The organism is Eubacterium sp. An11 (assembly GCF_002161065.1).
Lineage (GTDB): Bacteria > Bacillota > Clostridia > Lachnospirales > Lachnospiraceae > Anaerobutyricum > Anaerobutyricum faecale.
In genome coordinates this window covers 22039-48894 of the sequence record NZ_NFLV01000014.1, presented here as the reverse complement: position 1 = coordinate 48894, position 26856 = coordinate 22039, and the positions used below count along the sequence as shown (strand labels likewise).

31 protein-coding genes are annotated in these 26856 nt (G+C 46.8%); 29 read left to right on the top strand and 2 right to left on the bottom strand.

What is annotated here, in order from left to right; all coding sequences use genetic code 11:
- Window positions 1-44 precede the first annotated feature (44 nt).
- The 6 genes from B5E53_RS11625 (at window position 45) to B5E53_RS11600 (ending at window position 4451) form a co-directional block, all read left to right on the top strand.
- Window positions 45-866 (top strand): undecaprenyl-diphosphate phosphatase, encoded by an 822-nt coding sequence (locus tag B5E53_RS11625; RefSeq protein WP_191532522.1) that lies wholly within the window; start codon window positions 45-47, stop codon window positions 864-866.
- On the top strand, window positions 863-1678 hold the full coding sequence (locus B5E53_RS19770) for a class I SAM-dependent methyltransferase (protein WP_242963652.1): 816 nt from the start codon (window positions 863-865) through the stop codon (window positions 1676-1678). The genes B5E53_RS11625 and B5E53_RS19770 overlap by 4 nt, the downstream gene beginning before the upstream one ends.
- A 161-nt stretch (window positions 1679-1839) precedes the next feature.
- The gene (locus B5E53_RS11615; RefSeq protein ID WP_087315203.1) at window positions 1840-2607 is read left to right on the top strand and encodes a dihydroorotate dehydrogenase electron transfer subunit; all 768 of its coding nucleotides are present in this window, start codon (window positions 1840-1842) and stop codon (window positions 2605-2607) included.
- Complete coding sequence (locus tag B5E53_RS11610) at window positions 2604-3503, top strand: dihydroorotate dehydrogenase (RefSeq protein ID WP_087315202.1); 900 nt, start codon at window positions 2604-2606, stop codon at window positions 3501-3503. Before B5E53_RS11615 ends, B5E53_RS11610 begins: the two co-directional genes overlap by 4 nt.
- Window positions 3504-3787: 284 nt before the next feature.
- Complete coding sequence (locus B5E53_RS19535) at window positions 3788-4204, top strand: hypothetical protein (RefSeq protein ID WP_204245521.1); 417 nt, start codon at window positions 3788-3790, stop codon at window positions 4202-4204.
- Window positions 4197-4451, top strand: coding sequence for a DUF4160 domain-containing protein (locus tag B5E53_RS11600; RefSeq protein ID WP_087315200.1), 255 nt, complete (start codon window positions 4197-4199; stop codon window positions 4449-4451). Before B5E53_RS19535 ends, B5E53_RS11600 begins: the two co-directional genes overlap by 8 nt.
- Before the next feature lie 157 nt (window positions 4452-4608).
- On the opposite strand, the gene B5E53_RS11595 is transcribed toward B5E53_RS11600, so the two are convergent.
- Window positions 4609-4860 (bottom strand): helix-turn-helix transcriptional regulator, encoded by a 252-nt coding sequence (locus tag B5E53_RS11595; RefSeq protein WP_087315198.1) that lies wholly within the window; start codon window positions 4858-4860, stop codon window positions 4609-4611.
- Window positions 4861-5006: 146 nt separating this feature from the next.
- Between B5E53_RS11595 and B5E53_RS11590 the strand changes: the two genes are divergently transcribed.
- From B5E53_RS11590 to B5E53_RS11575, 4 genes are all read left to right on the top strand, one after another.
- The gene (locus tag B5E53_RS11590) at window positions 5007-5288 is read left to right on the top strand and encodes a hypothetical protein (RefSeq protein WP_087315196.1); all 282 of its coding nucleotides are present in this window, start codon (window positions 5007-5009) and stop codon (window positions 5286-5288) included.
- 15 nt (window positions 5289-5303) lie between these two features.
- Window positions 5304-5627, top strand: a complete 324-nt coding sequence (locus B5E53_RS11585) for a hypothetical protein (protein ID WP_087315193.1) — start codon at window positions 5304-5306, stop codon at window positions 5625-5627.
- A gap of 91 nt (window positions 5628-5718) precedes the next feature.
- On the top strand, window positions 5719-7212 hold the full coding sequence (locus tag B5E53_RS11580; protein ID WP_140401489.1) for a hypothetical protein: 1494 nt from the start codon (window positions 5719-5721) through the stop codon (window positions 7210-7212).
- 45 nt (window positions 7213-7257) lie between these two features.
- A complete protein-coding gene (locus B5E53_RS11575; RefSeq protein ID WP_087315189.1) occupies window positions 7258-7677 on the top strand; it encodes a hypothetical protein in 420 nt (139 codons plus the stop codon).
- A 588-nt stretch (window positions 7678-8265) separates the two neighbouring features.
- Here the strand turns inward: B5E53_RS11575 and B5E53_RS20145 are convergent.
- Window positions 8266-8421 carry a hypothetical protein gene (locus B5E53_RS20145; RefSeq protein WP_162611902.1) on the bottom strand — a complete coding sequence of 52 codons (156 nt, stop codon included), beginning with the start codon at window positions 8419-8421 and terminating at the stop codon, window positions 8266-8268.
- A 290-nt stretch (window positions 8422-8711) separates the two neighbouring features.
- Here B5E53_RS20145 and pyrE point away from each other — a divergent pair, with 290 nt between their 5' ends.
- The 19 genes from pyrE (at window position 8712) to B5E53_RS11485 (ending at window position 26805) form a co-directional block, all read left to right on the top strand.
- Window positions 8712-9386 (top strand): orotate phosphoribosyltransferase, encoded by a 675-nt coding sequence (gene pyrE / locus B5E53_RS11570; RefSeq protein ID WP_087315188.1) that lies wholly within the window; start codon window positions 8712-8714, stop codon window positions 9384-9386.
- A gap of 17 nt (window positions 9387-9403) precedes the next feature.
- Complete coding sequence (locus B5E53_RS19530) at window positions 9404-9556, top strand: hypothetical protein (RefSeq protein ID WP_191532532.1); 153 nt, start codon at window positions 9404-9406, stop codon at window positions 9554-9556.
- A 149-nt stretch (window positions 9557-9705) separates the two neighbouring features.
- Complete coding sequence (locus B5E53_RS11565) at window positions 9706-10200, top strand: VanZ family protein (protein WP_087315186.1); 495 nt, start codon at window positions 9706-9708, stop codon at window positions 10198-10200.
- Between the two features lie 3 nt (window positions 10201-10203).
- On the top strand, window positions 10204-10512 hold the full coding sequence (locus B5E53_RS11560) for a DUF6142 family protein (protein WP_087315184.1): 309 nt from the start codon (window positions 10204-10206) through the stop codon (window positions 10510-10512).
- An 89-nt stretch (window positions 10513-10601) separates the two neighbouring features.
- Window positions 10602-12749: an aminopeptidase gene (locus B5E53_RS11555; RefSeq protein WP_087315182.1), complete on the top strand. Its 2148-nt coding sequence runs from the start codon at window positions 10602-10604 to the stop codon at window positions 12747-12749.
- Between the two features lie 19 nt (window positions 12750-12768).
- Window positions 12769-14058, top strand: coding sequence for a dihydroorotase (locus B5E53_RS11550; RefSeq protein WP_087315180.1), 1290 nt, complete (start codon window positions 12769-12771; stop codon window positions 14056-14058).
- Between the two features lie 102 nt (window positions 14059-14160).
- Window positions 14161-15078, top strand: coding sequence for an orotidine-5'-phosphate decarboxylase (pyrF, locus tag B5E53_RS11545; protein ID WP_087315178.1), 918 nt, complete (start codon window positions 14161-14163; stop codon window positions 15076-15078).
- Between the two features lie 30 nt (window positions 15079-15108).
- A complete protein-coding gene (gene purE, locus B5E53_RS11540; RefSeq protein ID WP_087315176.1) occupies window positions 15109-15621 on the top strand; it encodes a 5-(carboxyamino)imidazole ribonucleotide mutase in 513 nt (170 codons plus the stop codon).
- Between the two features lie 136 nt (window positions 15622-15757).
- Window positions 15758-16783, top strand: coding sequence for a phosphoribosylformylglycinamidine cyclo-ligase (purM, locus tag B5E53_RS11535; RefSeq protein WP_087315174.1), 1026 nt, complete (start codon window positions 15758-15760; stop codon window positions 16781-16783).
- Window positions 16777-17403 (top strand): phosphoribosylglycinamide formyltransferase, encoded by a 627-nt coding sequence (purN, locus tag B5E53_RS11530; RefSeq protein ID WP_087315172.1) that lies wholly within the window; start codon window positions 16777-16779, stop codon window positions 17401-17403. Before purM ends, purN begins: the two co-directional genes overlap by 7 nt.
- 13 nt (window positions 17404-17416) lie before the next feature.
- The gene (gene purD / locus B5E53_RS11525; RefSeq protein WP_087315169.1) at window positions 17417-18688 is read left to right on the top strand and encodes a phosphoribosylamine--glycine ligase; all 1272 of its coding nucleotides are present in this window, start codon (window positions 17417-17419) and stop codon (window positions 18686-18688) included.
- Window positions 18685-19383, top strand: coding sequence for an AzlC family ABC transporter permease (locus B5E53_RS11520; protein ID WP_087315167.1), 699 nt, complete (start codon window positions 18685-18687; stop codon window positions 19381-19383). Before purD ends, B5E53_RS11520 begins: the two co-directional genes overlap by 4 nt.
- A gap of 64 nt (window positions 19384-19447) precedes the next feature.
- Entirely contained in the window at window positions 19448-19765 is a 318-nt protein-coding gene (locus B5E53_RS11515) for an AzlD domain-containing protein (RefSeq protein WP_087315165.1), read from the top strand.
- Between the two features lie 246 nt (window positions 19766-20011).
- Complete coding sequence (locus B5E53_RS11510; protein WP_140401488.1) at window positions 20012-20467, top strand: PTS sugar transporter subunit IIA; 456 nt, start codon at window positions 20012-20014, stop codon at window positions 20465-20467.
- A 10-nt stretch (window positions 20468-20477) separates the two neighbouring features.
- Window positions 20478-21902, top strand: a complete 1425-nt coding sequence (locus B5E53_RS11505; RefSeq protein WP_087315254.1) for a PTS fructose transporter subunit IIBC — start codon at window positions 20478-20480, stop codon at window positions 21900-21902.
- 187 nt (window positions 21903-22089) lie between these two features.
- The gene (locus tag B5E53_RS11500) at window positions 22090-24003 is read left to right on the top strand and encodes a PTS sugar transporter subunit IIA (protein ID WP_087315161.1); all 1914 of its coding nucleotides are present in this window, start codon (window positions 22090-22092) and stop codon (window positions 24001-24003) included.
- A gap of 47 nt (window positions 24004-24050) precedes the next feature.
- Window positions 24051-25040, top strand: coding sequence for a mannose/fructose/sorbose PTS transporter subunit IIA (locus B5E53_RS11495; protein WP_087315159.1), 990 nt, complete (start codon window positions 24051-24053; stop codon window positions 25038-25040).
- Window positions 25041-25073: 33 nt separating this feature from the next.
- Window positions 25074-25874, top strand: coding sequence for a PTS mannose/fructose/sorbose transporter subunit IIC (locus B5E53_RS11490; protein WP_087315157.1), 801 nt, complete (start codon window positions 25074-25076; stop codon window positions 25872-25874).
- A gap of 19 nt (window positions 25875-25893) precedes the next feature.
- Window positions 25894-26805, top strand: a complete 912-nt coding sequence (locus B5E53_RS11485; RefSeq protein WP_087315155.1) for a PTS system mannose/fructose/sorbose family transporter subunit IID — start codon at window positions 25894-25896, stop codon at window positions 26803-26805.
- The last annotated feature ends 51 nt before the right edge of the window (window positions 26806-26856 follow it).

The window sequence follows — 26856 nt, the reverse complement described above, 5'->3', positions numbered from 1 at the left end:
CTGTATTTTTGAGAATAGTATCATTACAGGAGGTACGTAACAAAATGATTTTGGAAATGTTAAAGGTAATTTTGCTGGGTATTGTGGAGGGTATCACGGAATGGCTCCCGATCAGCTCCACGGGACATATGATTCTGGTGGATGAGTTTATCAAGCTCAATGTGTCCGATGCATTTAAGGAAATGTTTCTGGTGGTCATTCAGCTGGGCGCTATTCTGGCCGTCTGTATTTTATATTTTCATAAGCTGAATCCCTTTAGTCCCAAAAAGACTCCGGTGGAGAAGAAAGAGACCTTCCGGCTGTGGGGCAAGGTCATTGTGGGCTGTCTGCCGGCGGCCATCATCGGTCTGCCCTTCAATGATCAGATTGACGCCTTATTCTACAATCCGCAGACAGTGGCGTTTACTTTGATTCTGTATGGTATTTTATTTATCGTGGTGGAAAACTACAACAAAAAGCGGACGCCGACCATGACCACTCTGGAGTCGGTGAGTGTTAAGACTGCTTTTCTCATCGGATGTTTCCAGATTCTTGCATTGATTCCGGGAACTTCCCGTTCCGGTGCCACCATCCTCGGCGCGGTACTGATTGGAACATCCCGTTATGTGGCAGCGGAATATTCCTTCTTCCTTTCCATCCCGGTGATGTTCGGAGCCAGCCTGTTAAAGATGGTAAAATTTGGTTTTCATTATACAGGATATGAGGTGGCAGTGCTTCTGGTCGGTATGGTGGTGGCCTTCGTGGTATCCATTCTGGCCATCAAGTTCCTGCTGAATTATGTAAAGAAAAATGACTTCAAAGCCTTTGGTGTATACCGGATCGTACTTGGTATACTGGTGGCAGGATACTTCCTGCTGGCACGATGAAACGTTTTGCGATCACCGGCTGGTGTCAGATGAGAATCCGGCAGATGCTGGCGGAGGAACCGGAAACCGGAAAAGATGCCAAAGAGTCATGTGATTCTTCCCGGCAGTTTATCGACGCCACCGCAGGCACCGGAAAGGATACCCTCTTTCTCTGCGATCTTCTGGGAGAGAGCGGAGGAGATATTCTGTCCATGGATATCCAGGAGATGGCGTTGGAGAAAACAAAGGCCCGTCTCATGAAAAGCGGCTATGAGGAGTGCCCGGCGGAACGTCCGTTGATTAAAGGTTATGAAGCAGGGCCGGCGGAACGTCCGTTGATGAAAGGTTATGAAGCAGGGCCGGTGGACCGTCCGGCTGCCGTTGGAGATGACGATGACAAAAAGAATCCGGATGAAGATGCTGCCGGCGGCAGCATGGGAAGAGAAGAATGGGCGTTTTTGACAGATGTATCCGGCAGAAAGCAGGTGCGTCTGGTTCTGGGCAGCCATGAACACATGGATGCATACTTCCCGGCGGGATCCGTGAATCTGATCATGTTTAATCTGGGCTATCTGCCTGGCGGTGACCATGCTCTGGCCACGAAGCCTGCCACGACCCTTCCGGCGCTGGAGAAAGCGCTGGCGCTTTTAAAAACCGGCGGTCTGCTGTCTCTGATGATCTACAGCGGCGGAGACTCCGGATTTGAAGAGAAAGAACAGGTGCTGGCCTGGCTGAAAGGACTCGATCCAGAGAGGTATATGGTGCTGATTGAGTCGTTTTATAACCGGCCGAATAACCCGCCGCTCCCGGTATTTATTAAAAAGATGCTGTAGCATCAGCAGGAAATGACAGGAGTGCGGATATAGCAAGTCGCTGCAGGAGCAGGACATATCAGAATAAAAGTTACTTAAAAGTATGAAAGTTTGGAAGTAAACTTCCAAATCTATCATGAGTGACGCAGCAAGTGCGTCAGACAGAGGAAAAATGGAGGTACATGCATATGGTGAAAGAGAGGGCAGTTATTGTCAGCCAGAAATGCATCGGCACAGATATTTATGACATGGTGCTGTCGTTTCCAAGGGGAGCGAAAGAGGCAAAGCCGGGACAGTTTATTGCCATGTATTGTGAGGACGGCACAAAACTTTTGCCGCGTCCCATCAGTATCTGCGGCATTGATGCTGAAAACGGAACCCTTCGGGTGGTTTATCGGATTGCCGGCGAGGGAACCCGCCTGTTTTCTAAGATGAAAGAAGGAGATTCTCTGGAGGTGCTGGGACCGCTGGGAAACGGTTTTACCATGAAAGAAGAGAAAGCGATCATCGTGGGCGGCGGTATCGGAATTCCACCGATGCTGGAGCTGGCAAAGCAGCTTTCCTGTGAAAAAACAGTGGTCCTCGGTTACCGGGATGAATTATTCCTGAAAGAGGAGTTCGATGCCTGCGCCGATGTGGTCGTTGCCACGGAGGACGGCAGCTGCGGTACAAAAGGAACTGTGATCGACGCCATCAATGAGGCGAATGTGGATGGCGCAGTGATTTATGCCTGCGGCCCGATGCCGATGTTAAAAGCGCTGGCCGAGTACGCCGAAGCCCATAATATGGAAGCACAGATTTCTCTGGAAGAGAGGATGGCCTGCGGAATCGGTGCCTGTCTTGGCTGCATCTGCAAAACAAAGAAAAAAGATCATCACACCAACGTGAACAACCAGCGCATCTGCAAAGATGGCCCGGTATTTGATGCAAAGGAGGTCGTATTTTCATGAATTTAGAAGTGAAACTGGCAGGAGTTACCTTTAAGAACCCTGTGACAACCGCTTCCGGAACCTTTGGCTCCGGCGCGGAATATGAAGAATTTGTCGACCTCTCCGCCTTGGGAGCCGTGACCACCAAAGGCGTTGCCAACGTACCGTGGGAGGGGAATCCGACTCCGCGGATCGCCGAGACCTACGGCGGCATGTTAAACGCTGTCGGTCTGCAGAATCCGGGCATTGAGCTGTTCTGTGAGAGAGATATCCCGCACCTGAAAGAAAAAAATGCGTCCATCATCGTCAATGTCTGCGGCCGCACCGTGGAAGACTATGTGGAAGTGGTGGAGCGTCTCTCCGACGAGCCGGTGGACCTGTTGGAGATCAACGTCTCCTGTCCAAACGTAAAAGCCGGAGGCATCGCCTTCGGACAGAATCCGGATGCTCTTTATGACATCACAAAGGCCATCAAGGCCAAAGCAAAGCAGCCGATTGTCATGAAGTTAAGCCCTAACGTCACGGACATCACAGAGATGGCAAAAGCAGCGGAGGCCGGCGGCAGCGACGCCCTCTCCCTCATTAATACAATCACCGGTATGAAGATTGACATTCACCGGCGGAAATTTGTTCTGGCCAACCAGACCGGCGGCATGTCCGGTCCGGCCATCAAACCGGTGGCAGTCCGTATGATCTACCAGGTACACAAGGCATGCAGCCTGCCGATCATCGGCATGGGCGGCGTCATGACCGGCGAGGATGCCATCGAACTGATGATGGCAGGCGCCACCATGGTGGCGGTCGGTACCGCAAACTTCCACAATCCGCGGGCAACCATGGATGTGCTGGACGGTATCAAGGCCTACATGGAGCGCTATCATATCGAAGATATCAATGAGATTATCGGGTGTATGTAGGCGGATACCAGAGCACCAGACATTAAAGTAACAAATGTCAATAGACGGTGAAGGTATACGATGCCAAACCGGGAATAGCCGGAAAAGTGCAATGGATGTCCAAATCACTGATGGCTGATAATTTAATATATTAATGAAAAAGACATGGCAGATGAAATGGTTCTTCCTGCGTCAGGTTGCAGATTTGGTTGTGCGGAAGAGGAACGGCAGGCGGCCATGTCTTTTTTGCGCAATACGCCCGACGGACGGCCGCTGTGCCTGTGCAGGCGGGCGCCCGTCGGTGCATGTTGGAGAAAGGATATATATTTATTTTTGTCTTTCACGTCAGTCTCTGGCATGATAAAATGATGGAGAAGAATAAGGATTACTTTATTGAGGTAATGGGTAAGAGCAACATTGCTATCAAAGAAAAGGAAGAGAGGCAGGTGTTATTTATGAAAAACTATTATAGCAAAATTGATAACATTACATTAACATTTTCAGATATCGAAGAACGAGAAGGATTTGATTCTATTACATTTCGTTTTGAACGTCCCAACGAACATGGCTTTGATTTTGCGGAAGGACGTCTTCCGGAAAATATGATTTATAAATCTTATGGTTTTTCAGAAGACGAACTGATGCAGATGGAAAGATATCTCAGAAATAACAGTTTCCTGATCTGGGAGATTGCCAGAGAGGAAGGTGGGGAAATTGCCTAAAGCGTTGCTGGATTTTATGGGCTATACATTTTATTTTTATTCTGAAGAGGGAAATGAACCGGTGCATGTACACGTGTCAAAGGGGAAACCGTCGGATAATGCAGCAAAATTCTGGATAAAAAGGGATTCCATCGAGTTGGAAAGAAGAGGAAATATTCCTCAAAAAGATTTAAAAAGAATTCAGAAATATATCTGTGCTAACCGGGCGGATATTATCGCCAGATGGTATGAGTATTTTGGATTGTAAAATAATATGTAAAGCCTTAATTATACGAAAAAAATATAAATATAAGGACTGTATTGTGGTGCTTCTCCAAATTTCTAATCAAAGTTCAGGGATTTGGAGAAAGATTCATATAACAGTCCTTTTTTATTTGGTTAAAGAGAGATAGAACAGTAATTTATTAATTGTCGCTTAACAATTCATCAGTTGTCGTATTCAAAATCTGTGCAAATGCCTTTAGTTCAATATCAGTCACAAATCGTTTTCCACATTCAATGCGCTGAATAGCATTTTTGTCTAAATCAATTCCCTTAAGTTGTAATTTGTCCGCGAAAGCACGCTGAGGTACCTTAGGAGATAATTGTTTGCGCAGCATATATAATTTTTTTCCACATATATTATTGCTTCCATCTGTTGATCTATTTTTGTACATGATAACTCCTTTATATAAAAAATGAATAAAAATCTGAAAAAATGACATTCAGTGATTGTCATTATCTGTAGTTTATGATAAAATGCGAAATATAATGACACTTAGTAAATGTCAAAATGGATTTTTACAGAAAAGGAGGGAGACAAATGAGTAAGAGATTAATTAAGTGGATGTTGTTGGTACTAACAATTTGTTTTTTGATTCTTGGATTTATTTTTAAATCTACAGCGGAAAAACAAAAAGGGGTGTCCGTATCTGCAGGAGCAATCATTAATGGAGAATATGTAGAAACAGATTCTGGAAGAATGGGAGCAAATTATGAAAAATATAATTCTTTTAATGATGGAGGAACTATATTTTACGTTTTAGCTGGTGTCACAGGTGTTATCTGTATAGTAACATTTATATCCGACAGAAAGTCCAGATAGAAAGGGGAAATAAAAATGTATGTACAAACCAGAAGTTCTGATTTAGCAGAAATGTTGCCTATGTTTTTTTGTGTTTTAATTGGTTTAGCGATTATAATTTGGATTGCATATTTTATCCTGAAGAAACAGGATGATAAAAAAGAACTTATTACACGTAGAGTGAAAATTATAGAAAAACCAGTGCAACAGGGAAATGTAGAATGGTATGTGGTGGAGTGTGAGAATGGTGAAAGATTGAAACTTCGGAGTTTTCAGGGAAATAAATTAATTATTTCGGTTGGTGATTCGGGAATCATCAAATATCGGGGAAAAACAGTGCAGTCATTCCAACGACAGTGATAAATAATATTATATTTAAGAAGATGACAGATGAAACAGTCATCTTCTTATGTTATTAAAAAACTTTTGTTTAATACAAATAGGGAGAAGAATGATGAAAAAATTAATGAAAATTGTGATTGAATTTTTAGTAATTTCTGTTTTTGTTATCGGATGTGGGAAAAATAGCGAAAAGAATATGGAAGTAACAGAAGAAGATGCGAGCACAAATGGAACTATGGAGATATCAGGTGATAACAAGCAAGGCGATATTGAATCTGTAACGCAGGAAGAACCGGAATATGAAACTATTGATAAATATAGTGAAAACAGAGCATGGGTGACAATTAAAAATGAGGAAGAGGGACAGACGGGAGCCTATTATGGCTGCATAGATGAAACAGGGAAAATGGTATTTTACATTGATAATATCAATGCCTTTGAAACCTCATCAACTGTAACCCCTTTCTCTAATGGTTATGCGTTTGTTGGGACGGATCAGGCTGTCTACCAAATTGATGTACAGGGAACAATAGTCAATACATATGAAATAACAGAAGATAATAAAGTGAAGGCATATGCAGACGGAAAGTTATGGACAGAAGAATATGATTCGGATTTTGATACAGCTCAATATACGTATATTCTCCATGACACAGATGGGAAAGAATTAACTAGATTTGAAATAGAAGGAACAGAACCTATTTCTGATATGTATTATTATGGAAAGGGAGTGTGGGGGTATAATGCTTGGGATGATGAAAGAAATCAAATACAGAGATTTTATTGCGAAGAAGCTGACAAATGGATAGATTCCCTGGTGGCAGCAACAAATCATGATATTCATTTTTATGAAAATACAGCAGTATTAGGTATATCTTATGAAGATCCGGATGATACAGGATATAGGGCGAAAATTCTTTTGATGGATATTGATGGCAACGTGAGTGAAGTCAGCATGACTGGTGATTTAGGATGGAATTGGGATGGTAATAATGTAATAAATGAAGACTATTGTATTTTGGAAGAATATAAAAATTATTTGGTAATCTACAATATAGAAACAGGCGATTTTATTAAATTTGATAATGAATATGCAGATATGTTAAATATTGAATCCTTGCCAGATGAATTAAAATTTATAAATGGAAAGGTAGCTCTGCCATTAATTGGCCAGGATGAAAATCAATATGTTGCACTTTTTGACACCTCATGGAATATAGTGGGAGAACCAATTATGTGTACGAAATTTGCATATGCAGATGGAAAACTAGTTGTTGTGAGTGACGAACAGAGTGAGACTGGTGAGGGCTATCATAAAATATTTAATGTGTATGATTCAAATGCTAATCTGCTGTTTTCTTCTAAAGATTATCATTATACGGCGATGACAGAGTATTCTGATGGAATGGCATGTGCTTTGCCGGAAGGTGTAGACAGTCTTACAATCACAGGCGCAGACATGAAAGGAAATCTATTGAAAGATGACGATTTGGGGACAAGTGGTATGATGTTATCCGCAGAATGGAAATATATAGATGAAAAAGGTATGCCTCTTTTTGAATTTATAGATACTTCATCGGTAAAAATCGTATCCTGCAATTAATTTTTTGAAAATACAGATATAAATAAATGAAAGGAGTGAATCACCATGAAAAAACTAATATCTTATATTTTATGTGTTGTTATGGCATTATCACTGGCGGCCTGCGGAGGCGATTCTGCAAATGAGGCGGATAGTACAGAGGTCAGTGAAGAAAAGCAGTATGTGGAAGAAGCACAATTTGCTGAATTGTTTGCTTCTCCAGAGAATTATAAAGGGCAGTCTATTAAAATCAGCGGGGAAGTGTACCAGTTTGAAGAAGGGATGACGATGACTGCTGACATGATTTGCCATACGGAAGATGGGGATAGACTATTTGTAGTGGAAGGGCCGATGGATTCTGCGGTCATGGCATCGGGAGATGTAACGGTGGAAGGAATCATTGACGGTGAGACGGCCACAGGAATTGATGAATATGCAGGAAGCAAGGCAATAAAAATTATAGATGCCACGATGAAAGAAGAGTGACAAAGTTTCATTCCGGTGTTGATTCATATTTAAACACTGAACTATTTTGATTAGATCATATTTTTACGTTTCTGTTTTTCAGGAGACGGCGGTAAAGCGACATAGCCTTCCGCCGTCTTCTGTCAGTTTTTGTTTTCACAATTTGAGATGCGCTGGCCGAATTTCTCAATCACACACTGATGTGTCTTACTTTTTTTATCATAGTTAATCCCAATCAACAGAATATCACCGGTGTACTGACTGCGAGCAGATGGATGTTGTTTCTCTTTGGTCTGCGCGATGGCTGTCGCTGCGCTTTTATTCCATTTCAGCTCTGCCAGTAAGGCCGGGTAGATGCCGATGTGTTCCGGTTTCGGAAGAAAAATAAAGTCATCGAAGCTTCTTTCGGCAGGCAGTTCGCGAATGGGTTTAAATAATACTGCATGGCGCTTAAATAGGCGATGGTCAAAGCGCTGCTAAGAGTTTGCATTGTTGTATTGAATGACGGGAGTATACTCCATGTGGATTTTTTCGATTTGTTCTGCTACGGTTTCCTCATCCATATTGGGGGGCGTCCAGCAAGAGAACGGATTTCCTCTGAAAATCAATCTATGCGTTCCAGCGGCTTTCTTCCACTGCATTTGCCAGCTCTGTGCGGATTTCCTCGTTTGGAATAAATGCAGTCTGTGTTCTCTGGTTGTAGGCCAGATATCCCAGGTGAATGAGCAGGGTCAGCACATCATCTTTTCGTTTGAAAGTCACCATGCTATTTTGGAGCGTATCTGAGCTCCTGAATGACAGTTTCCTTTATAAAATCAGCCCTTTGTACAAGATTACGGTGCCGCTCTATATGGAATCCTTGAAGGAAATTTTTAAATTCTGTTCCTGAAAGAAATGCGGAAAGAAAAACTTTTCTCTGTCAGCAGGCTTACAAACAAATTTCCTCAATTGAAATTCGCCTAAGGGTATGATATGATGGAAAAGAAATACAAAAAGAAAATAAGGACGCAGGGAAAGACAAAGATTCTGCGTTCATAATACGGAGGTTTGGATAAATGGAACAGTATAAGAAAGAGTTTATTGAATTTATGATTGATTGTAACGTACTGAAGTTTGGTGATTTTGTAACCAAGAGCGGAAGAAAGACTCCGTTTTTTGTGAATACAGGATTTTACAGGACAGGTTCTCAGTTGAAGAGACTGGGAGAATATTATGCCCAGGCCATCAAGGATCAGTTCGGTCTGGACTTTGATGTGCTGTTTGGACCGGCCTACAAGGGAATTCCGCTGTCTGTGGCAGCAACCATTGCCATTTCTGAGAAATATGGTGAGGATATCCGGTACTGCAGCAACCGAAAGGAGATCAAGGACCACGGAGATAAGGGAATCCTGCTGGGAAGCCCGATCCAGGACGGAGATAAGGTTGTGATCATCGAGGATGTGACCACAGCGGGTACTTCTATTCAGGAGACATTGCCGATCGTGAAAGCACAGGGCGATGTGGATGTGATCGGTCTGGTGGTTTCTGTGGACCGTATGGAGCGGGGACAGGGCGAGAAGAGCGCTCTGCAGGAGATCCGGGATACGTACGGATTTAAGACTACGGCTATCGTGACTATGGCAGAAGTTGTGGAACATTTGTATAATAAACCTTACAAAGGTCAAATAATTATTAATGACGAGATAAAGGCAGCAATTGACGCTTATTATGAGCAGTATGGTGTGAAATAAGGAGGCTTGATGCTTTTATGAATGAAAAGGTTTTTAAGACTTTGAATCAGATTGGCGCTTCAGGAATAGTTGTGGGTATTCTCTGCATGGCTGTGGGAATCAGTCTGGGGATCTTAACCATCATCAACGGGGCGCGTGCGCTGTCTGCCAGAAAAAATATTATGATTTAGTATCTGAGATGGAGCAGCAGGAGAAATCGCTGCAAACATGACTGGCCGCAGGGCAGAGGAAGCAGGAATTGGTTTTGAGAGAGGTAGGTTAGAGCCTGCCGGGGAAACCGGTTCCTGCATGTATTATGTGATGGAAGGAATTGGATATATTGAAAAAAATAACCAGAAAAAAGATTGGCGCTGTCAGTTTTTTCCTTTTAATCATATACGGCTGTGTGGTGTTGTATTTTGTGTTATTCAGTGACCGGCTGGGACGGGTGGAGGGATACAGTACGTATCGGTACAATCTGATACCATTTATGGAGATACGCCGTTTTATCCTGTACCGGGACTATGTCAGTACGGAAGCATTTCTTATTAATCTGATTGGAAATCTTCTGGTTTTCTTTCCGGTGGGAATGCTGGTGCCCTTGTGGAGAACAAAGAAAACCGGTTTTGTCCGGATTTTGATATATACATTTTTATTTACGCTCTGTATAGAGAGCCTTCAGCTTGTGACGAAGGTCGGGGTATTTGATGTGGATGATCTGATGATGAATACCCTGGGTGGACTGGCAGGCTGGCTTTGCTACTGTCTGGCCCTCAAAGTGTTCCGGTGGATCCGGGCGCATTGTCAGAAAAAGAGCGGGAAGAAAGAGGAATAAATTATGATTTCAAGAAATGCTTTGTCTTTTTCAGAAAAAAAGGTTTCCAAAAACGCAGTCATAACATTGATTATGGGAATTGTGGAACTTGTGGGATTTATTATTTTGATGCTGGTTTCCATAGTAAGCCATGGAAATCTTGGAATCGCCGGAGGACTGATTGGCTGCCTGCTGGTGATTCTGGCTTTTTTTGGCGTCATCTGGGGAGTGTTGAGCTACGATGATGTAAAGACCAATCAGCAGTTTAAGATTTCAGGAATCTGTCTGAATGTCATAGTGATTTTTCTGGGTATTACCTTGGTGATGCTGTAATATGCTGATAGCGGAGCTTATTGATGTAAGCGGTATCAGATATAAATGAGTGAAAAATGTATTTTTGACAGGGGAGGATGGATTATTTTATGGATTACAGAGTATTACTGAAAGAAGAGAATGAGGCGGTGAAAGAGAGAGCGCAGCTGGCGGCAGAGCGCATCCGGGAAATTGCCTCAGGCAAAAATGAGAAAGTAGAAGGCGAGCTGGGAAAATATTTTAAGACGGTGGCTGCCTTTCTGGAAAAATGTGACGCCATTTATGCGGCAGTGTCCGACGGAATTCTGGACAGATGCACTCTGGAGGATCTGCAGAGGGAGAACCGAAAGTTTTATGGGGAGATTTTCCCGGAGAATTATGAGGCTTCCTATGCCAATCCGGCTTACGCGGTAAAGACTCTGGGAGAAGAGTACGGACGGATTCTGAGTTTCCTGTATACAGAGCTTCGTTCAGAGAGAGTGTTCTGTTTCGAACAGAATTTAGAGAAAATAACGATTTTAAATGAATTGTTTATCGAAATATACTGCATGTTTGAGCGCGGCGATGTGAGCTATCACCAGGTGAAAGATGTGATTTACTGGTTCCTTTATGATTATGCGGATGCGTGGATGGGCTGGAGAGTGCGGGAGATGCTCGACCCGTCGCTGTCGTTTGCGTCCGATATCGTGATGGGGGCGGATCTTTCTGATATCCGCTATCTGTATTCTTACGGGGAGTATATTTCAGAAAATGAGATTCGCATGGCGCAGTATTTAAGCAGCCTGCCTCAGAAGGAGATTGATGAGATCGCCTTTACATTTACAGACGGATACAGGGAAGGATTTGCCCTGAAAAATGTAGATCTGTCCAGGAAGAAAACGGTGAATATCCGTTATAATATTGGTTTTGAGAGAATTATCCGGGCAGCGGTATACCAGTTCAGGGAACTGGGGCTGGAACCGGTGATCTACCGGGCGGCGGTCAATACTCTCAATAAGAGACAGAATCTGAAAGTGGGATACGTTTCTTCCAATCCCAATGAACAGTATGATTATGATCACCGGTTTGACGACGCCATCTATTTTGATAAGCGGATGCTGGACAGGAAGCTTACCTGCATGAGAAAGGCTTATGAAGAGTTCGCGGATGAGGCGGAAGGGTTTGCCGGACCGGCATGTTTTGAAGTGTTCGGAGAGATTCCGTTTGAGCCGGAGAGCAAACCGGAAGCATACCGGCTGAGTGAGCGGCAGCAAAATCTCAAGGCAGAGTACGCGGCAGAATCCAACGCGCTGATCAACGAATTTATCAATCAGGATGAGCGGAGCTTTACGATCATCGCCTATCCGCTGCCGTCCATCGGCGAGAAGTTTGAGGAGATATTTGAGGAGGTCCGCAAGGTCAATAATCTGGACAAGGAGAAATATAAAGAGATTCAGCAGAATATGATCCAGGTGCTGGACCGCTCTGCCTTTGTAAAGATCATGGGACGGGGCAGCAACATGACGAATTTAACGATCGCGCTCACGGATCTGGAAGACCCAGAGACCCAGACCAAGTTCGAGAACTGTCTGGCAGATGTGAATATACCGGTGGGAGAAGTCTTTACTTCTCCGCGTCTCAAAGGAACCAGCGGACTTCTCCATGTGAATAATGTTTATTTAAATGGCCTTTGCTATAAGAATCTGCGGCTGCAGTTTGAAGATGGCATGGTGACGGAGTATTCCTGCGATAATTTCCCGGATGAGGAAGAAGGAAAGAAGTTTATCAAGGAGAATCTTCTTTTTAACAGAGAAACCCTGCCGATGGGAGAGTTTGCCATCGGAACCAACACCACAGCTTATGTGATGGCGGCAAAATACGACATTATGTCTAAATTGCCGATTCTCATTGCGGAGAAAATGGGACCGCATGTGGCTCTGGGCGATACCTGTTACTCTTATTCTGAAGAAGTGAGGGTGTTTAATCCGGATGGCAAGGAGATTATCTCCAAAGATAATGAGTGTTCCATTCTCCGGAAAGAGAATCCGAAGAAGGCGTATTTCAACTGTCATACGGATATTACCATTCCGTATGAGGCGCTGGGCCGCATTGTGGCAGTCAACAAAGAGCGGGTGGAAGTGCCGATCATTCTGGACGGGCGGTTTGTGCTGGACGGAACGCTGCGATTAAATGATCCGTTCCAGAATGAGGAAGAAGAAGAGCTTGATATAGAAGGAACTTCCAGCGAGATGTTAGAAGAGATTTTAGTGGAAGACTGAAAAGAAAAGGAGGGCCTGGATGCTTCTCATAAAAAATGGAAGAGTGATGAATCCCGCCACAGGCATGGATGAAGTGACTGATGTGTGGGTGGAAGATGGAAAAATTACCGGGTTCGGGGAGCCGGACACGGTCATGGAACCGGGGGCGGCTGTGAAACCGGATCAGGTCATTGACGCCGGCGGATGCATTGTGGCGCCGGGACTGGTGGATGTTCATGTACATTTCCGCGATCCGGGATTTACGTATAAAGAAGATCTGCAGACCGGCAGCGCCGCTGCCGCTGCGGGTGGATTTACTACGGTGGTCTGCATGGCCAACACAAAACCGGTGGTGGACTGCCCGGAAGTACTCGATGACATTTTAAAGCGGGCGAAGGAACTGCCGATTCATGTGAAACAGGTGTCTGCCGTGTCGAAGAACTTTGAGGGCAGGGAACTGGTGGATTTTGAGGAGATGGCCCGGCATGGCGCCTGCGGGTTTACCGATGACGGGATTCCGCTGACGGACGCCGCTTTTATCAAAAAAGCCATGGAGATGGCCGCCAAGGTGGATATGCCGATCAGCCTCCATGAGGAAGACCCGTCTTTGAATGAAGTAAATGGTATCAATAAAGGTGTTGTCAGTCAGCAGATGGGGCTGGGCGGTGCGCCGGCAGTGTCCGAGGATGTGATGGTGGCAAGGGATGTGATGCTGGCCCTGGAGACGGGAGCTAAGGTGGACATCCAGCACATTTCTTCCGGAAGATCAGTGGATCTGGTGCGCTATGCCAAGAGCAAGGGAGCAAAAGTATATGCGGAAGCGACGCCGCATCATTTTACGCTGACGGAAGAGGATGTGCCAAACTACGGAACCATGTGCAAGATGAATCCGCCGGTGCGGACCAGCTGGGATAAGACGAAGATCATCGAGGGTCTCATGGACGGAACCATCGATATGATCGCCACCGATCATGCTCCTCATTCGGCGGAAGAAAAAGAAAAAGAGTTTGCCTCGGCCCCGAGTGGGATCATCGGTCTGGAGACGGCTTTGGCACTGGGAATCACGAATCTGGTAAAAAGAGGATATCTTTCCATGATGGATCTTCTTGCGAAAATGACCGTGAATCCTGCAAAACTTTACCAGTTTGACTGCGGAGATATTTCTGTGGGCAGGGCGGCCGACCTGGTGATTTTCAATCCGGAAGAAGTGTGGCAGGTGGAGCAGTTCGCGTCCAAGGCCAGCAATTCACCATTCCTGGGAGCACAGCTTTGTGGAAAAGTGCGCTATACGATCTGTGATGGAAAGATTGTATATGCCGGCGAAAGATGACGGGCAATTGTCGATTTTTGCAGATTCGCGAGTATACAGCCGGATAAAAGTATGCTAGAATGTACCAATGATATAAACAAATAAATAATCTGGAGGGACAAGATGATTCAGGAATTAATTAAGAACATTAAAGAAAAAGATGCCCCTATCGTTGTCGGACTGGATCCGATGCTTTCCTATGTGCCGGAGCACATCAGAAAGGATGCCTTTGATGCCTATGGGGAGACACTGGAGGGAGCTGCGGAAGCTGTCTGGCAGTTTAACAAAGGGATTATCGATGCGACATACGATCTGATCCCGGCAGTAAAACCGCAGGTGGCCATGTATGAGCAGTTTGGTATTCCGGGTATGCAGGCGTTCAAGCGCACCTGTGATTACGCCAAGAGCAAAGGGCTGGTGATCATCGGCGATATCAAGCGCGGTGATATCGGTTCCACTTCCGAGGCTTATGCCATCGGTCATGTGGGAAAAGTACAGGTGGGAAGTCATACGTATTCTCCGTTTACAGAGGATTTCATCACAGTCAATCCGTACCTGGGTTCTGATGGTGTAAAACCGTTTATCAAAGTTTGTAAAGAAGAGAAAAAGGGCATGTTTATTCTTGTGAAGACATCCAATCCGTCCAGCGGAGAGTTCCAGGATCGTCTTATCGACGGCCGTCCGCTCTATGAGATCGTGGCAGAGAAAGTGGCACAGTGGGGTGAAGAGCACATGGGCGAAGACTACAGCTATGTGGGAGCCGTTGTGGGTGCAACCTATCCGGAGATGGGCGCAGTGCTTCGTAAGCTGATGCCGAAGAACTATATTCTGGTGCCGGGATACGGCGCCCAGGGAGGTACAGGAAAGGATCTGGCTCCGTTTTTTAATGAAGACGGACTGGGAGCCATCGTGAATTCCAGCCGTGGAATCATCTGTGCTTATCAGAAGTCTGAGGTATATGGTCCGGAGAACTTCGGAGACGCCAGCCGTCAGGCCGTTCTTGATATGAAAGAAGATCTGAAGAATGCTTTTGTAAAATAAATATATAGACAAAGAAAGGAAGAATACATTATGGCTAAAGTAGGTATTGTAATGGGAAGCGACTCTGATATGCCGATTATGAGCAAGGCAGCAGATATCCTCGCTGAACTGGGTATTGATTTTGAGATGACGATCATTTCCGCTCACAGAGAGCCGGAAGAGTTTTTTAACTATGCAAAATCCGCAGAAGAAAAAGGATATAAAGTGATCATCGCGGGAGCAGGCAAGGCGGCACACCTGCCAGGTATGTGCGCGGCAATCTTCCCGATGCCTGTGATCGGTGTCCCGATGAAGACATCAGATCTTGGCGGTGTGGATTCCCTGTATTCCATCGTGCAGATGCCGACAGGTATTCCGGTGGCCACTGTGGCGATCAACGGCGCAGCCAATGCAGGTATCCTTGCGGCAAAGATCCTCGCTGCATCTGATGAAGAGCTTCTCGGCAGATTAAAAGCGTACTCCGAGAAACTGAAAAACCAGGTGGTGGAGAAAGCGGAGAAGCTTGATTCCATTGGATATAAAGAGTATCTGAAACAGATGTAATATTTTGCAGACAGGAAAGAGATATCATATCGCTGAAAAAAGAAATATGATATCTCCGGAAGAAGATATACAGCATCACTGGAATAAGAAAAGATAAGAATGAAAATACGAACGTCAGAGAGGAAAGGAGTCTGTTATGGATTATAAGAACGCAGGCGTTGATATTGAGGCCGGCTATCAGTCGGTGGAGCTTATGAAAGAACATGTTAAGAAGACCATGCGGCCGGAGGTTTTAGGCGGCCTGGGAGGATTTTCCGGAGCCTTTTCTTTGAGCAAGATTAAAGAGATGGAAGAGCCGGTGCTCTTATCAGGAACCGATGGCTGCGGCACGAAGGTGAAGCTTTCCATGATACTGGATAAACATGACACCGTTGGAATCGACTGCGTGGCCATGTGCGTCAACGATATTGCCTGTGCCGGCGGCGAGCCTCTGTTTTTCCTGGATTACATTGCCTGCGGCAAAAATTATCCGGAAAAGATCGCTTCTATCGTAAAAGGTGTGGCAGAAGGCTGCCTGCAGTCAGAAGCGGCGCTTATCGGCGGCGAGACGGCGGAACATCCGGGACTTATGGCAGAAGACGAGTATGATCTGGCAGGATTTGCGGTAGGTGTCTGTGATAAAAAGGACATGATTACCGGAGAAAATATCAAGGCAGGGGATGTGCTGGTGGGCATCGCTTCTTCCGGTATCCACAGCAACGGATATTCCCTGGTAAGAAAGGTCTTCCCGATGGAAAAGGAAGCTTTAAAAGAATATAAAGAAGAGCTGGGTATGACTCTCGGTGAAGCGCTCCTGACTCCGACAAAGATCTATGTGAAAGCGTTAAAGGCAGTGAAAAAAGCCGGCATTACCATCAAGGGATGCAGCCATATCACCGGCGGCGGCTTCTATGAGAACATTCCTAGAATGCTTCCGGACGGGGTGCGTGCTGTTGTGGATAAGAACAGCTACCAGGTTCCGGCTATCTTCCGTATGCTGGCAAAAGAAGGCGATATTTCGGAAGAAATGATGTACAATACCTACAATATGGGTATCGGCATGATGCTGGCTCTTGATGCCTCCGATGCAGATAAGGCAGTAAAAGTCCTGAATGAAGCCGGAGAAAAAGCATGGATTGTCGGTGGAGTGGAAGAAGGAGAAAAGGGAGTGACCATATGTTAAAGCTTGCGGTACTTGTGTCCGGGGGCGGAACCAACCTGCAGGCCATCATGGATTCCATCGATGACGGAAGGATCACCAACGCAAAGATTCAGGTGGTGATCAGCAATAACGCCGGGGCCTATGCTCTGACACGGGCGGAAAATTACGGCGTGGAAGCGCTTCTGCTGTCTCCGAAAAGTTTTGACACAAGAGAAGAATTTAATCAGAAGTTACTGGAAGCGTTAAAGGAGCGGGATATTGACCTGGTGGTCCTTGCCGGCTATCTGGTGGTGGTTCCGCCTTGCGTGATAGAAGAATACGAGAACCGGATCATCAATATCCATCCGTCACTCATTCCTTCCTTCTGCGGCACCGGCTGCTACGGACTTCATGTTCATGAGAAAGCGCTGTCCAGGGGCGTGCGGGTATCCGGCGCCACGGTGCATTTTGTGGATGAAGGTACGGATACCGGTCCGATCATTCTGCAGAAACCGGTGATGGTAGAGCAGGATGATACGCCGGAGGTTTTACAGAAACGAATTATGGAACAGGCGGAATGGATTATTCTGCCGAAGGCCATTGACCTCATCGCCAATGGAAAAGTACATGTGGACGGACGGAAAGTTACCATAGATGAATAAGGGAGGATGCGCAATGAAAGTATTGATTGTTGGAAGCGGCGGAAGAGAGCATGCCATTGCATGGTCGGTGGCAAAAAGCGATAAAGTGGATAAGATCTACTGCGCGCCGGGAAACGCCGGAATTGCGGAATATGCAGAGTGTGTGGATATCGGAGCCATGGAGTTTGAGAAACTGGCAGCTTTTGCCAAAGAAAATGCGGTGGATCTGACTATCATCGGTATGGATGACCCTCTGGTGGGCGGCATCGTGGACGTGTTTGAGGCGGAAGGTCTGCGGGTATTTGGTCCGCGTAAAAATGCAGCGATCATCGAAGGTTCCAAAGCATTTTCCAAAGATCTGATGAAGAAATATAACATCCCGACGGCGGCTTATGAGAACTTTACTTCCAAGGAGGAAGCGCTCGCTTATCTGGAAACCGCTAAAATGCCGATCGTATTAAAGGCGGACGGCCTGGCTCTGGGCAAAGGCGTTCTCATCTGCAATACGCTGGAAGAGGCCAGAGAAGGCGTGAAGACCATCATGGAGGAGAAGAAGTTCGGCGACGCCGGTAATCAAATGGTCATTGAAGAATTTATGACCGGACGGGAAGTATCTGTTCTGGCATTCTGTGACGGCAAAACCATCAAATGCATGACCAGCGCCCAGGATCACAAGAGAGCGGGAGACGGCGACACCGGTCTTAACACAGGCGGAATGGGAACATTTTCTCCGAGTCCGTTTTACACCAAAGAAGTGGAAGAATTCTGCGAGAAATACATTTACCAGCCGACCATGGATGCCATGGCTGCGGAAGGACGTCCGTTTGTGGGCGTGCTTTTTACCGGTCTGATGCTCACGGAAGACGGACCGAAGGTGCTGGAGTATAATGCCCGGTTCGGTGATCCGGAAGCCCAGGTGGTGCTGCCGCGGATGAAGAATGATATCATTGATGTGATGGAAGCCTGCATTGACGGCAGACTGGATGAAATTGATCTTCAGTTTGAGGATAATGCGGCAGTCTGTGTGGTCCTTGCTTCCGACGGCTATCCGGTCTCCTATGAAAAAGGTCTGGTGATCGAAGGACTGGAGAACTTCAAAGGCAAAGAAGGATACTACTGTTTCCATGCGGGAACAAAGAAAACCGACAAAGGCATTGTCACCAACGGCGGCCGGGTTCTTGGAATTACCGCCAAGGGAGCGGATTTAAAGGAAGCCAGAAAGAACGCTTACGCAGCCACAGAATGGGTGAATTTTGCCAACAAATATATGCGTCATGACATCGGCAAGGCCATTGACGAGGCATGAGCAGTGATTTAAAAAGGGGACTCCGTGATGGAATCCCCATTTGTCTGGGATACTTTGCCGTCTCCTTCGCCTTTGGTATCCTGGCGGTGGAAGGCGGCTGTACTATTTTCGAATCGGTACTCATCTCGCTGACCAACCTGACTTCTGCCGGACAGTTTGCCGGTCTTACGGTCATCGTTCAGGCAGGAACGCTGGTCGAGATGGCGGTCACGCAGCTGGTGATCAACGCCCGGTATATGCTCATGTCCATTGCGCTTTCCCAGAAAGTGGACAGCGGTTTCCGGGGAATCTGGCGGTGGATACTCGGCTTTGGAATCACGGACGAGATCTTTGCGGCGGCTGTCCAGAGCGAGGGCCCGGTCACAAAGGGGTATTTTGGCGGCCTGATGTTTCTGCCGGTCATCGGATGGACTGCCGGTACATTCTGCGGGGCTTTTCTGGGAAACATTCTGCCGGAAATCCTGACCAATGCTCTGGGCGTGGCCCTTTACGGCATGTTTATCGCCGTGGTGGTACCGAAGTCAGCGGAAGATAAACGGGTATGCGCCGTGGTGCTTCTGGCGGTGGCCATCAGCATTCTTCTTAAATATGTGCCGATGTTTGCCGGTATTTCCAGCGGTTTTGCCATTATTATCTGTGCGGTCATTGCTTCCGTGGCGGGAGCTCTGTTTTTCCCTGTGGAAGAAGCAGAATGATGGGAAAATCCCGGTGAACGGAAAGGTTTGAAAAGGCGCAGTGTTTTATGGAGGAGATACCTGAATGGATTTGATGAAGTTTTTACCCTATCTCATCGTCATGGCGGGAGTGACGTACCTGATCCGGGTGATTCCCCTGGTGCTGGTGAGAAAAAAGATTAAGAACCGGTTTTTGAATTCGTTTTTATATTATATTCCCTATACAGTGCTGGCGGCCATGACATTTCCTGCCATCCTTTACGCCACAGGAAGCATGATTTCTGCGGTGGCGGGATTTATCGCGGCGGTGATTCTTTCTTACCGGCGCGGAAGCCTTATTGTCGTGGCGGCGGGAGCCTGCGGAACAGTGCTGCTGGCGGAGCTTCTTTTAACGGTCATATAGAGGGAGATATTTTTATGAGGGAAACCGCCGGCAGGCGGATATATCGGTATTGCGGGATGCAGCGGGACGAACCGTTTGTAAAATGGTTACGGCCGCTGTATTTCTTTGTCTTAAAAAAGAAACCGAAAATATAAACCGTATACATACAGATGTGAGAAAGACAAAACAGGAGTTTTACTTCGTCCGTTATTCTGATACAGTGTAAGTAACTATCGAGATAGAAGTAACGGACAGGAGGTGAATACAGTGAACACGATAGTAAAGAGGGAAATGATTTTTGACAACATAAAGGTAGAATCCAAAGAGAAGACAGAGGCCATCCGCATCATCAGCCATCTCTGTGCCAGAAAGAATATGGCCTACGAATTGAAACTGATTGACGCTTTTCGCAGAAGAGAGAATCTGGATTCCACAGGATTCGGAGGCGGAATCGCGATGCCCCATGCGCGGATACGGGGATTAAGCGACCCGGTATTTGCTGTCGTACGTTTTGCCTGGCCTGTGGAATGGGAGGCGCTGGATGGGAAACCGGTGGATCTGGCGGTGGTAGCCATCACGCCGGAAGAACCGGAAAAAAACAGTCATCTGCCGACTCTCGCACTGCTTGCCAGGAAACTGATGAATGAAGATTTTGTTTACAACCTCAAACATTGCACGGACGGGAACCAGCTGTACTATTATATGCTTCAGGAAATGAAATGAGGTGACAGACATGAAAATCATCGGAGTCACAAAATGTCCCACCGGCATTGCGCACACATACATGGCGGCGGAACGATTGGAAATCATGGGGAAAAAGCTGGGATATGAGATGCATATTGAGACCCAGGGTTCCCAGGGCACAGAAAACGAGCTGACCCGGAAACAGATCGCGGAGGCGGATTATGTGATCATTGCTGCCGATGTGGCCATAGAGGGCGCCGAGAGATTCGGAGGGAAGAAAGTATACCGGACTGCCATTAAACCGGTGTTAAAAGATACCCGCCGCGTGCTGCAGGAGATGGAGACAAGAGCGGAAGTGATGGAGGAACAAGGGGATGATTCCGGTGAGGGAGAGGAAACGTCGTTTTACGCGGCTTCAGGAGGGGAACCTTCGGCAATCCTTCATCAGCTGATGAACGGCGCATCTTACATGATTCCCTTTGTGGTGGTGGGAGGACTGTTCATATCCCTCTCCCTGGCTTTTGCCGGGGAGAGTTCGGCGTCCGGCTTGCACATTGCTTCTGTTTTCTGGAATAAAGTGCATGAGATCGGTCTGCTGGCTTTTGAATTGATGTATCCGATCCTTGCCGGCTTCATTGCGATGTCCATTGCGGGAAGAGCAGCTCTGGCACCGGCTATGATCGGAGCCATGATCGCCACGGACGGACAGCTTCTTGGAACCGGAGAAGGAACAGGATTTCTCGGCTGTATTGTGGTGGGCTATCTGGTAGGGTATCTGGTAAAAGCGATCAACAGAGTCAAAGTACCGAAGGCAGTCCGGCCGATCATGCCGATTTTTGTGATTCCCCTTCTGGGGGTGACTGTGTCCGCGGTACTGTTTATCTGTATTCTCGGCGGCCCGATCACCTTTGTCATGCACAGTCTCAACGAGCTGCTGGTATATCTGTCGGAAAGTCCGTCTACGGCCATTCTGCTGGGAATTGTATTGGGGGCTATGATCGGAGCAGATATGGGCGGACCCATCAATAAAGTGGCGTTCTTTTTCGGTGTGGCGTCCATCGCCGAGGGTAATTTGAGAATCATGGGGATCGCTTCGGCTGCCATCGGCGTAGCGCCTCTTTCCATGGGACTGGCGGCCCTGCTGGGAGGAAGAACATTTTCCAGGGAAGAGCGGGGCGCGGGCATCTATACGATTTTTATGGGAATGATCGGAATCAGTGAAGGTGCCATTCCCTTCGCACTGTCGGACCCGAAACACGTGATCCCGGCGGTGGTCATTGGCTCTGCCGTGTCCGGCGCAGCGGCGGCTCTTTTGGGTATTACTTCCGCCGCGCCCCACGGAGGACCCATTGTGGGCTTCATCGGGGCCACCAATCATGTGGTTTTGTATTTTCTGTGCATCGCGCTGGGAGTGGTCGTGTCGACTGCTGTCGTCCTGTTTACAAAAAAATGGACAAAGTCTGAGAAAAGATGACAGATTTTCGGAAAATACAGTAGTTTTTTTATAAAAAAAGAAATTTTCTCTTGAAAAAGAATCGTAAATGTGATGAAATAAATTTGTAAGTTAAGCACATGTTTTGGTCAGATAATGAAAAAACAATGAGTTTTAACTTAAGAATTTTTTTGTTAAATTCTAGATAAGTGAGGTGTGGTATGTAATCATGAGATTCACAAAAAGAGATATGGAGATGATAGGGTATCTCAAAGATTATGATGTGGTGGAGCTCTCCTCCATGTCCGATTACCTGGAAGTTTCCGTAAAGACTCTGAGGAATCAGCTGAAGGATTTATCCGAGGCTCTGGAAGAGTTTGGTATCTCCATCCAGTTCATGTCCGGTAACCGTGTGATGATCCGCGGTCATGAAAAGTTTGCTGACGTGATGAACATGAGCATCCCCCGCTTTGAGATGGAGTTTGAGAGAAGGGTTCTTCTTCTGCTTATACTCCATGATGATTTTCTCATCATCCAGGATATTGCGGACCGGCTTCTGGTCAGCAAGTCCTATGCGGAAAAACAGCTGGCCTCGATCATGAAGAAGTATCCGGACGATGTACAATCCCAGCGGCATTACGGTATCCGGTATGCATCGTCTCAGAACAGGAGAAGGGAGCTCTTCGTTAAGATCATGTTCCCGTATCTGTTTGGAGAAGATTACAGGGCAGCGCTGCGGCAGTTTCATCAGCTGCATTTTCCTATTCTGGATTACTTTACCAGTGACCAGATGGAGCGGGCGCAGAAGGCCCTTGATATGCTCCGGGGAGTGCGGTGGTTCCGTTTCACCGATGAATCCATGCAGCAGATTTTTCTGTATATTCTGTTCATGGCCAGGCACGGGGACAGCGGCAGTACTGAGAGTGCGGAGATGACTGCCGGAGACTTCGGGGAAGAACCGGAGTTTGAAGGATTATATCCGTGGATCTGCAGTTTTTGTCATGAGCTTCGTCTTCCGGACAGCGAATCGGAAGTGTGGTATCTGTATCAGCTTCTTTTATCGCTGCGCAAACAGAAGATTGCCTGTCAGGATCAGATCATGGAGAAGATGAGTCTGCCGGTGGGAGAGATTCTACGGGAGATTCATGAGAAGCTCAGTGTGGATTTCAGCCATGATGAAGAGTTGATTCAGGGATTGTCAGGACATCTGTACACCACGGTGCTCCGCGGGGATCATTTGGATGTGGAGACTGATTTCTACACGGTGAAGTCCATGAAGCGTCAGTATCCGTTTGGGTTTGAGATGGCGGCCATCGCGGCCGATTATATTTCGGATATGTACAAGCTGTCCATGAAAGATGACGAACTTGTCTATCTGGCCATTCATTTTCAGGCAGCCATTGAGAGAGCCAAGGATGAGAGAGAGAAGACCAAAATTATCATTGTCTGCCATTTCGGAGCGGCAGCGGCGCAGATCATCCGCGCAAAGATTGAGAGAAAGCTGTCCAATGTGGAGATTACGGGAATGTATTCTCTCCAGGAATTTTCGCAGATCGAAGCTCCGGAATGTGACTGCATTGTTACCACGGAACGTATTATAAACACAGAGCTGCCGGTTGTGTACATTTCCATGGCCCTTCCGGGCAGGGAGATCAAGAAGATCGGCGAGTGTATCCGGGAAATCCAGATCAACCGTCTTCTGGAGATGAATATTCTGGAAGCCATGATCCTTCATCTTGATGAGAAGGAGATGCCCGCGGCAGTGGAAGCCATGGTGCGGCCGCTCATTGAAGAAGATTATGTGGAAGAGGAATATCTGCAGACGGTTCTGGAACGGGAGAAGATTTCTTCCACCAGCCTGTGTCACATTGCTCTGCCCCACGGCAACCCTTCTCTGGTACACATGACCAGACTGATCGTTGCGAGAATGCAGCAGCCGCTGTTGTGGGATGATACGAGAGTCCAGTGTGCGTTTTTATTTGCGGTATCTTCCGAGATGCTCAAAGAAAAACCGCTGCTGTTCAATACGTTTTACCGGCTTCTTGCTAATCCGGACGTGGAAGAAAAGATCAGAAAGCTTCAGGCGGAAGAGAATGTTCCTGACGAGGTTTTCAGACAGAGACTGTTTCAAATTTTGAGATAGATAATATTGAATGATTTCTAACAGGAGAGAAAGGATGTGATTAACAAATGGTAGGAATTATTCTTGCAACCCATGGCAATTTTGCTACGGGCATCCTGCAGTCAGCATCCATGATTTTTGGTGAACAGCCAAACGTGGCAGCTGTGACACTGCAGCCGAACGAAGGTCCGGATGATGTCAGAAGGAAGATGGAAGAAGCCGTTGCTTCCTTTGAAGATCCGGAACAGGTACTGATTCTTGTTGATTTATGGGGTGGAACTCCATTCAATCAGTCCAACGGACTGATTGCCGGACATGAGGATAAGTGGGCGATTGTCGCCGGCTTAAACCTGCCGATGCTCATTGATGCATACGCTTCCCGGATGATGATGGAGACCGCTCACGAGCTTGCTGTTCAGATTTCCGGCAGCGCCAAAGAAGGCGTTCGTATTTATCCGGAATCTCTGGAGCCGAAGGAAGCAAAACCGGCGGCAGCAGCAGCTTCCGACGGACAGCCGACAGGCGCTCTGCCGGAGGGAACAGTGGTTGGCGACGGAAAGATCAAATACGTGCTGGCACGTATCGACTCCCGTCTGCTTCACGGACAGGTGGCAACTGCCTGGACAAAGACCACAAATCCAAACCGAATCATTGTTGTATCCGATGGTGTGGCTCACGACAATCTGCGTAAGAGCATGATCACAGAAGCAGCGCCTCCAGGAGTAAAGGCCAACGTAGTGCCGATCAGCAAAATGATTCAGGTAGCCAAAGACCCTCGTTTTGGTAATACCAAAGCGCTGCTCCTTTTCGAAACACCGCAGGATGCTCTTGCAGCTATCAAAGGCGGCGTGGACATTAAAGAGCTGAACATCGGTTCCATGGCTCACTCTGTTGGCAAAGTGGCTGTCAGCAAAGTATTATCTTTAGGAAAAGAAGATGTGGAGACTTTCGAAGAACTGAAAAAGCTCGGCATCACTTTCGATGTCCGTAAAGTTCCTAGTGATTCCAAGGACAACATGGACGCCATTATCGAAAAAGCAAAAGCTGAGCTTGGTTGAAGCTCGGAGAAAAAGGTATAGGAGGAAAAGTATATGTCAATTATTTCAATCGTTTTAGTTGTAATAGTTGCCTTTCTTGCCGGTATGGAGGGTATTCTGGATGAATTCCAGTTCCATCAGCCGCTGGTAGCTTGTACATTAATTGGTCTGGTTACCGGTAATCTGGAAGCCGGTATTATTCTGGGCGGAACGCTCCAGATGATTGCTCTTGGCTGGGCAAATATTGGTGCAGCCGTTGCACCGGATGCTGCACTTGCTTCCGTAGCATCTGCCATCATCCTGGCTCTTGGCGGACAGGGTGTAGACGGCGTTGGTACCGCCATCGCAGTGGCAATCCCACTGGCAGTGGCAGGTCTGTTCCTGACAATGATCGTTCGTACTCTTTCCGTGGTATGCGCACATCGTATGGACGCAGCCGCTGAAAAGGGAAGTTTCGCAGGCGTTGAGTTATGGCACATCATCGCTGTGATTATGCAGGGTCTTCGTATCGCGATTCCTGCAGCAGCTCTTCTGGCCATCCCTACATCCACTGTACAGGGATTCCTGGAGTCCATGCCTGCATGGCTGACAGATGGTATGTCCATCGGTGGTGGTATGGTCGTTGCCGTAGGTTACGCAATGGTTATCAACATGATGGCTACGAAGGAAGTATGGCCTTTCTTCATCATCGGTTTCTGTCTGGCAGCAATCTCTGACCTGACTCTGATTGCCCTTGGTGCAATTGCACTTTGCATGGCACTCATTTACATTAAGTTATCTGAGAGCGGCGGTTCAGGAAACGGCGGCGGTGGAAACGTCGGAGATCCGCTTGATGATATCCTGAATGATTATTGATGGTAAGGGAGGTATAGAAATGGCAGAAAAAATTACATTATCCAAAAAAGATCGTCTCGCTGTCGCATGGCGTTCCACCTTCCTTCAGGGTTCCTGGAACTATGAACGTATGCAGAACGGCGGCTGGTGTTTCGCCATGATCCCTGCGATCAAAAAGCTGTACACCAATAAAGAAGATCAGAAAGAAGCTTTAAAACGTCATCTGGAGTTCTTTAATACACATCCTTATCTGGCTTCACCTATCCTGGGTGTTACCCTTGCTCTGGAAGAGGAAAGAGCAAACGGTGCAAAGGTAGACGATGCAGCGATCCAGGGTGTTAAGGTTGGTATGATGGGACCTCTTGCCGGTGTCGGCGACCCGGTATTCTGGTTCACCGTTCGTCCTATGCTCGGTGCTCTCGGTGCATCTCTGGCTATGGGCGGAAGCATCCTCGGACCGATCTTATTCTTCGTATTATGGAACGTAATCCGTTGGGCATTTATGTGGTATACACAGGAATTCGGTTACAAAGCAGGAAGCAAGATTTCCGAAGACCTTTCCGGTGGTCTGCTTCAGAAAGTAACCAAAACAGCATCCATCCTTGGTATGTTCGTACTTGGTTCTCTGGTAGAGCGTTGGGTAACCATTAACTTTACTCCGGTTGTTTCCAAAGTACAGCTCAGCGAAGGCGCTTACATTGACTGGGACAGCCTGCCGGCAGGTGCAGAAGGTATCCGTACTGCTTTAGAGCAGTTCTCATCAGGACTTTCTCTGTCACCGGAACAGGTTACAACTTTACAGGACAACCTGAATTCTCTGATTCCAGGATTCGCACCATTACTGCTTACCCTGCTCTGCATGTGGTTATTGAAGAAAAACGTTTCTCCAATTATCATCATCATCGGATTATTCATCGTTGGTATCGTAGGACATGTAATCGGCCTTCTGTAATTTGTATTTAGCGTAACGGTTCAGCTGTGCCAGCAGCGGGTTTCCGAGATG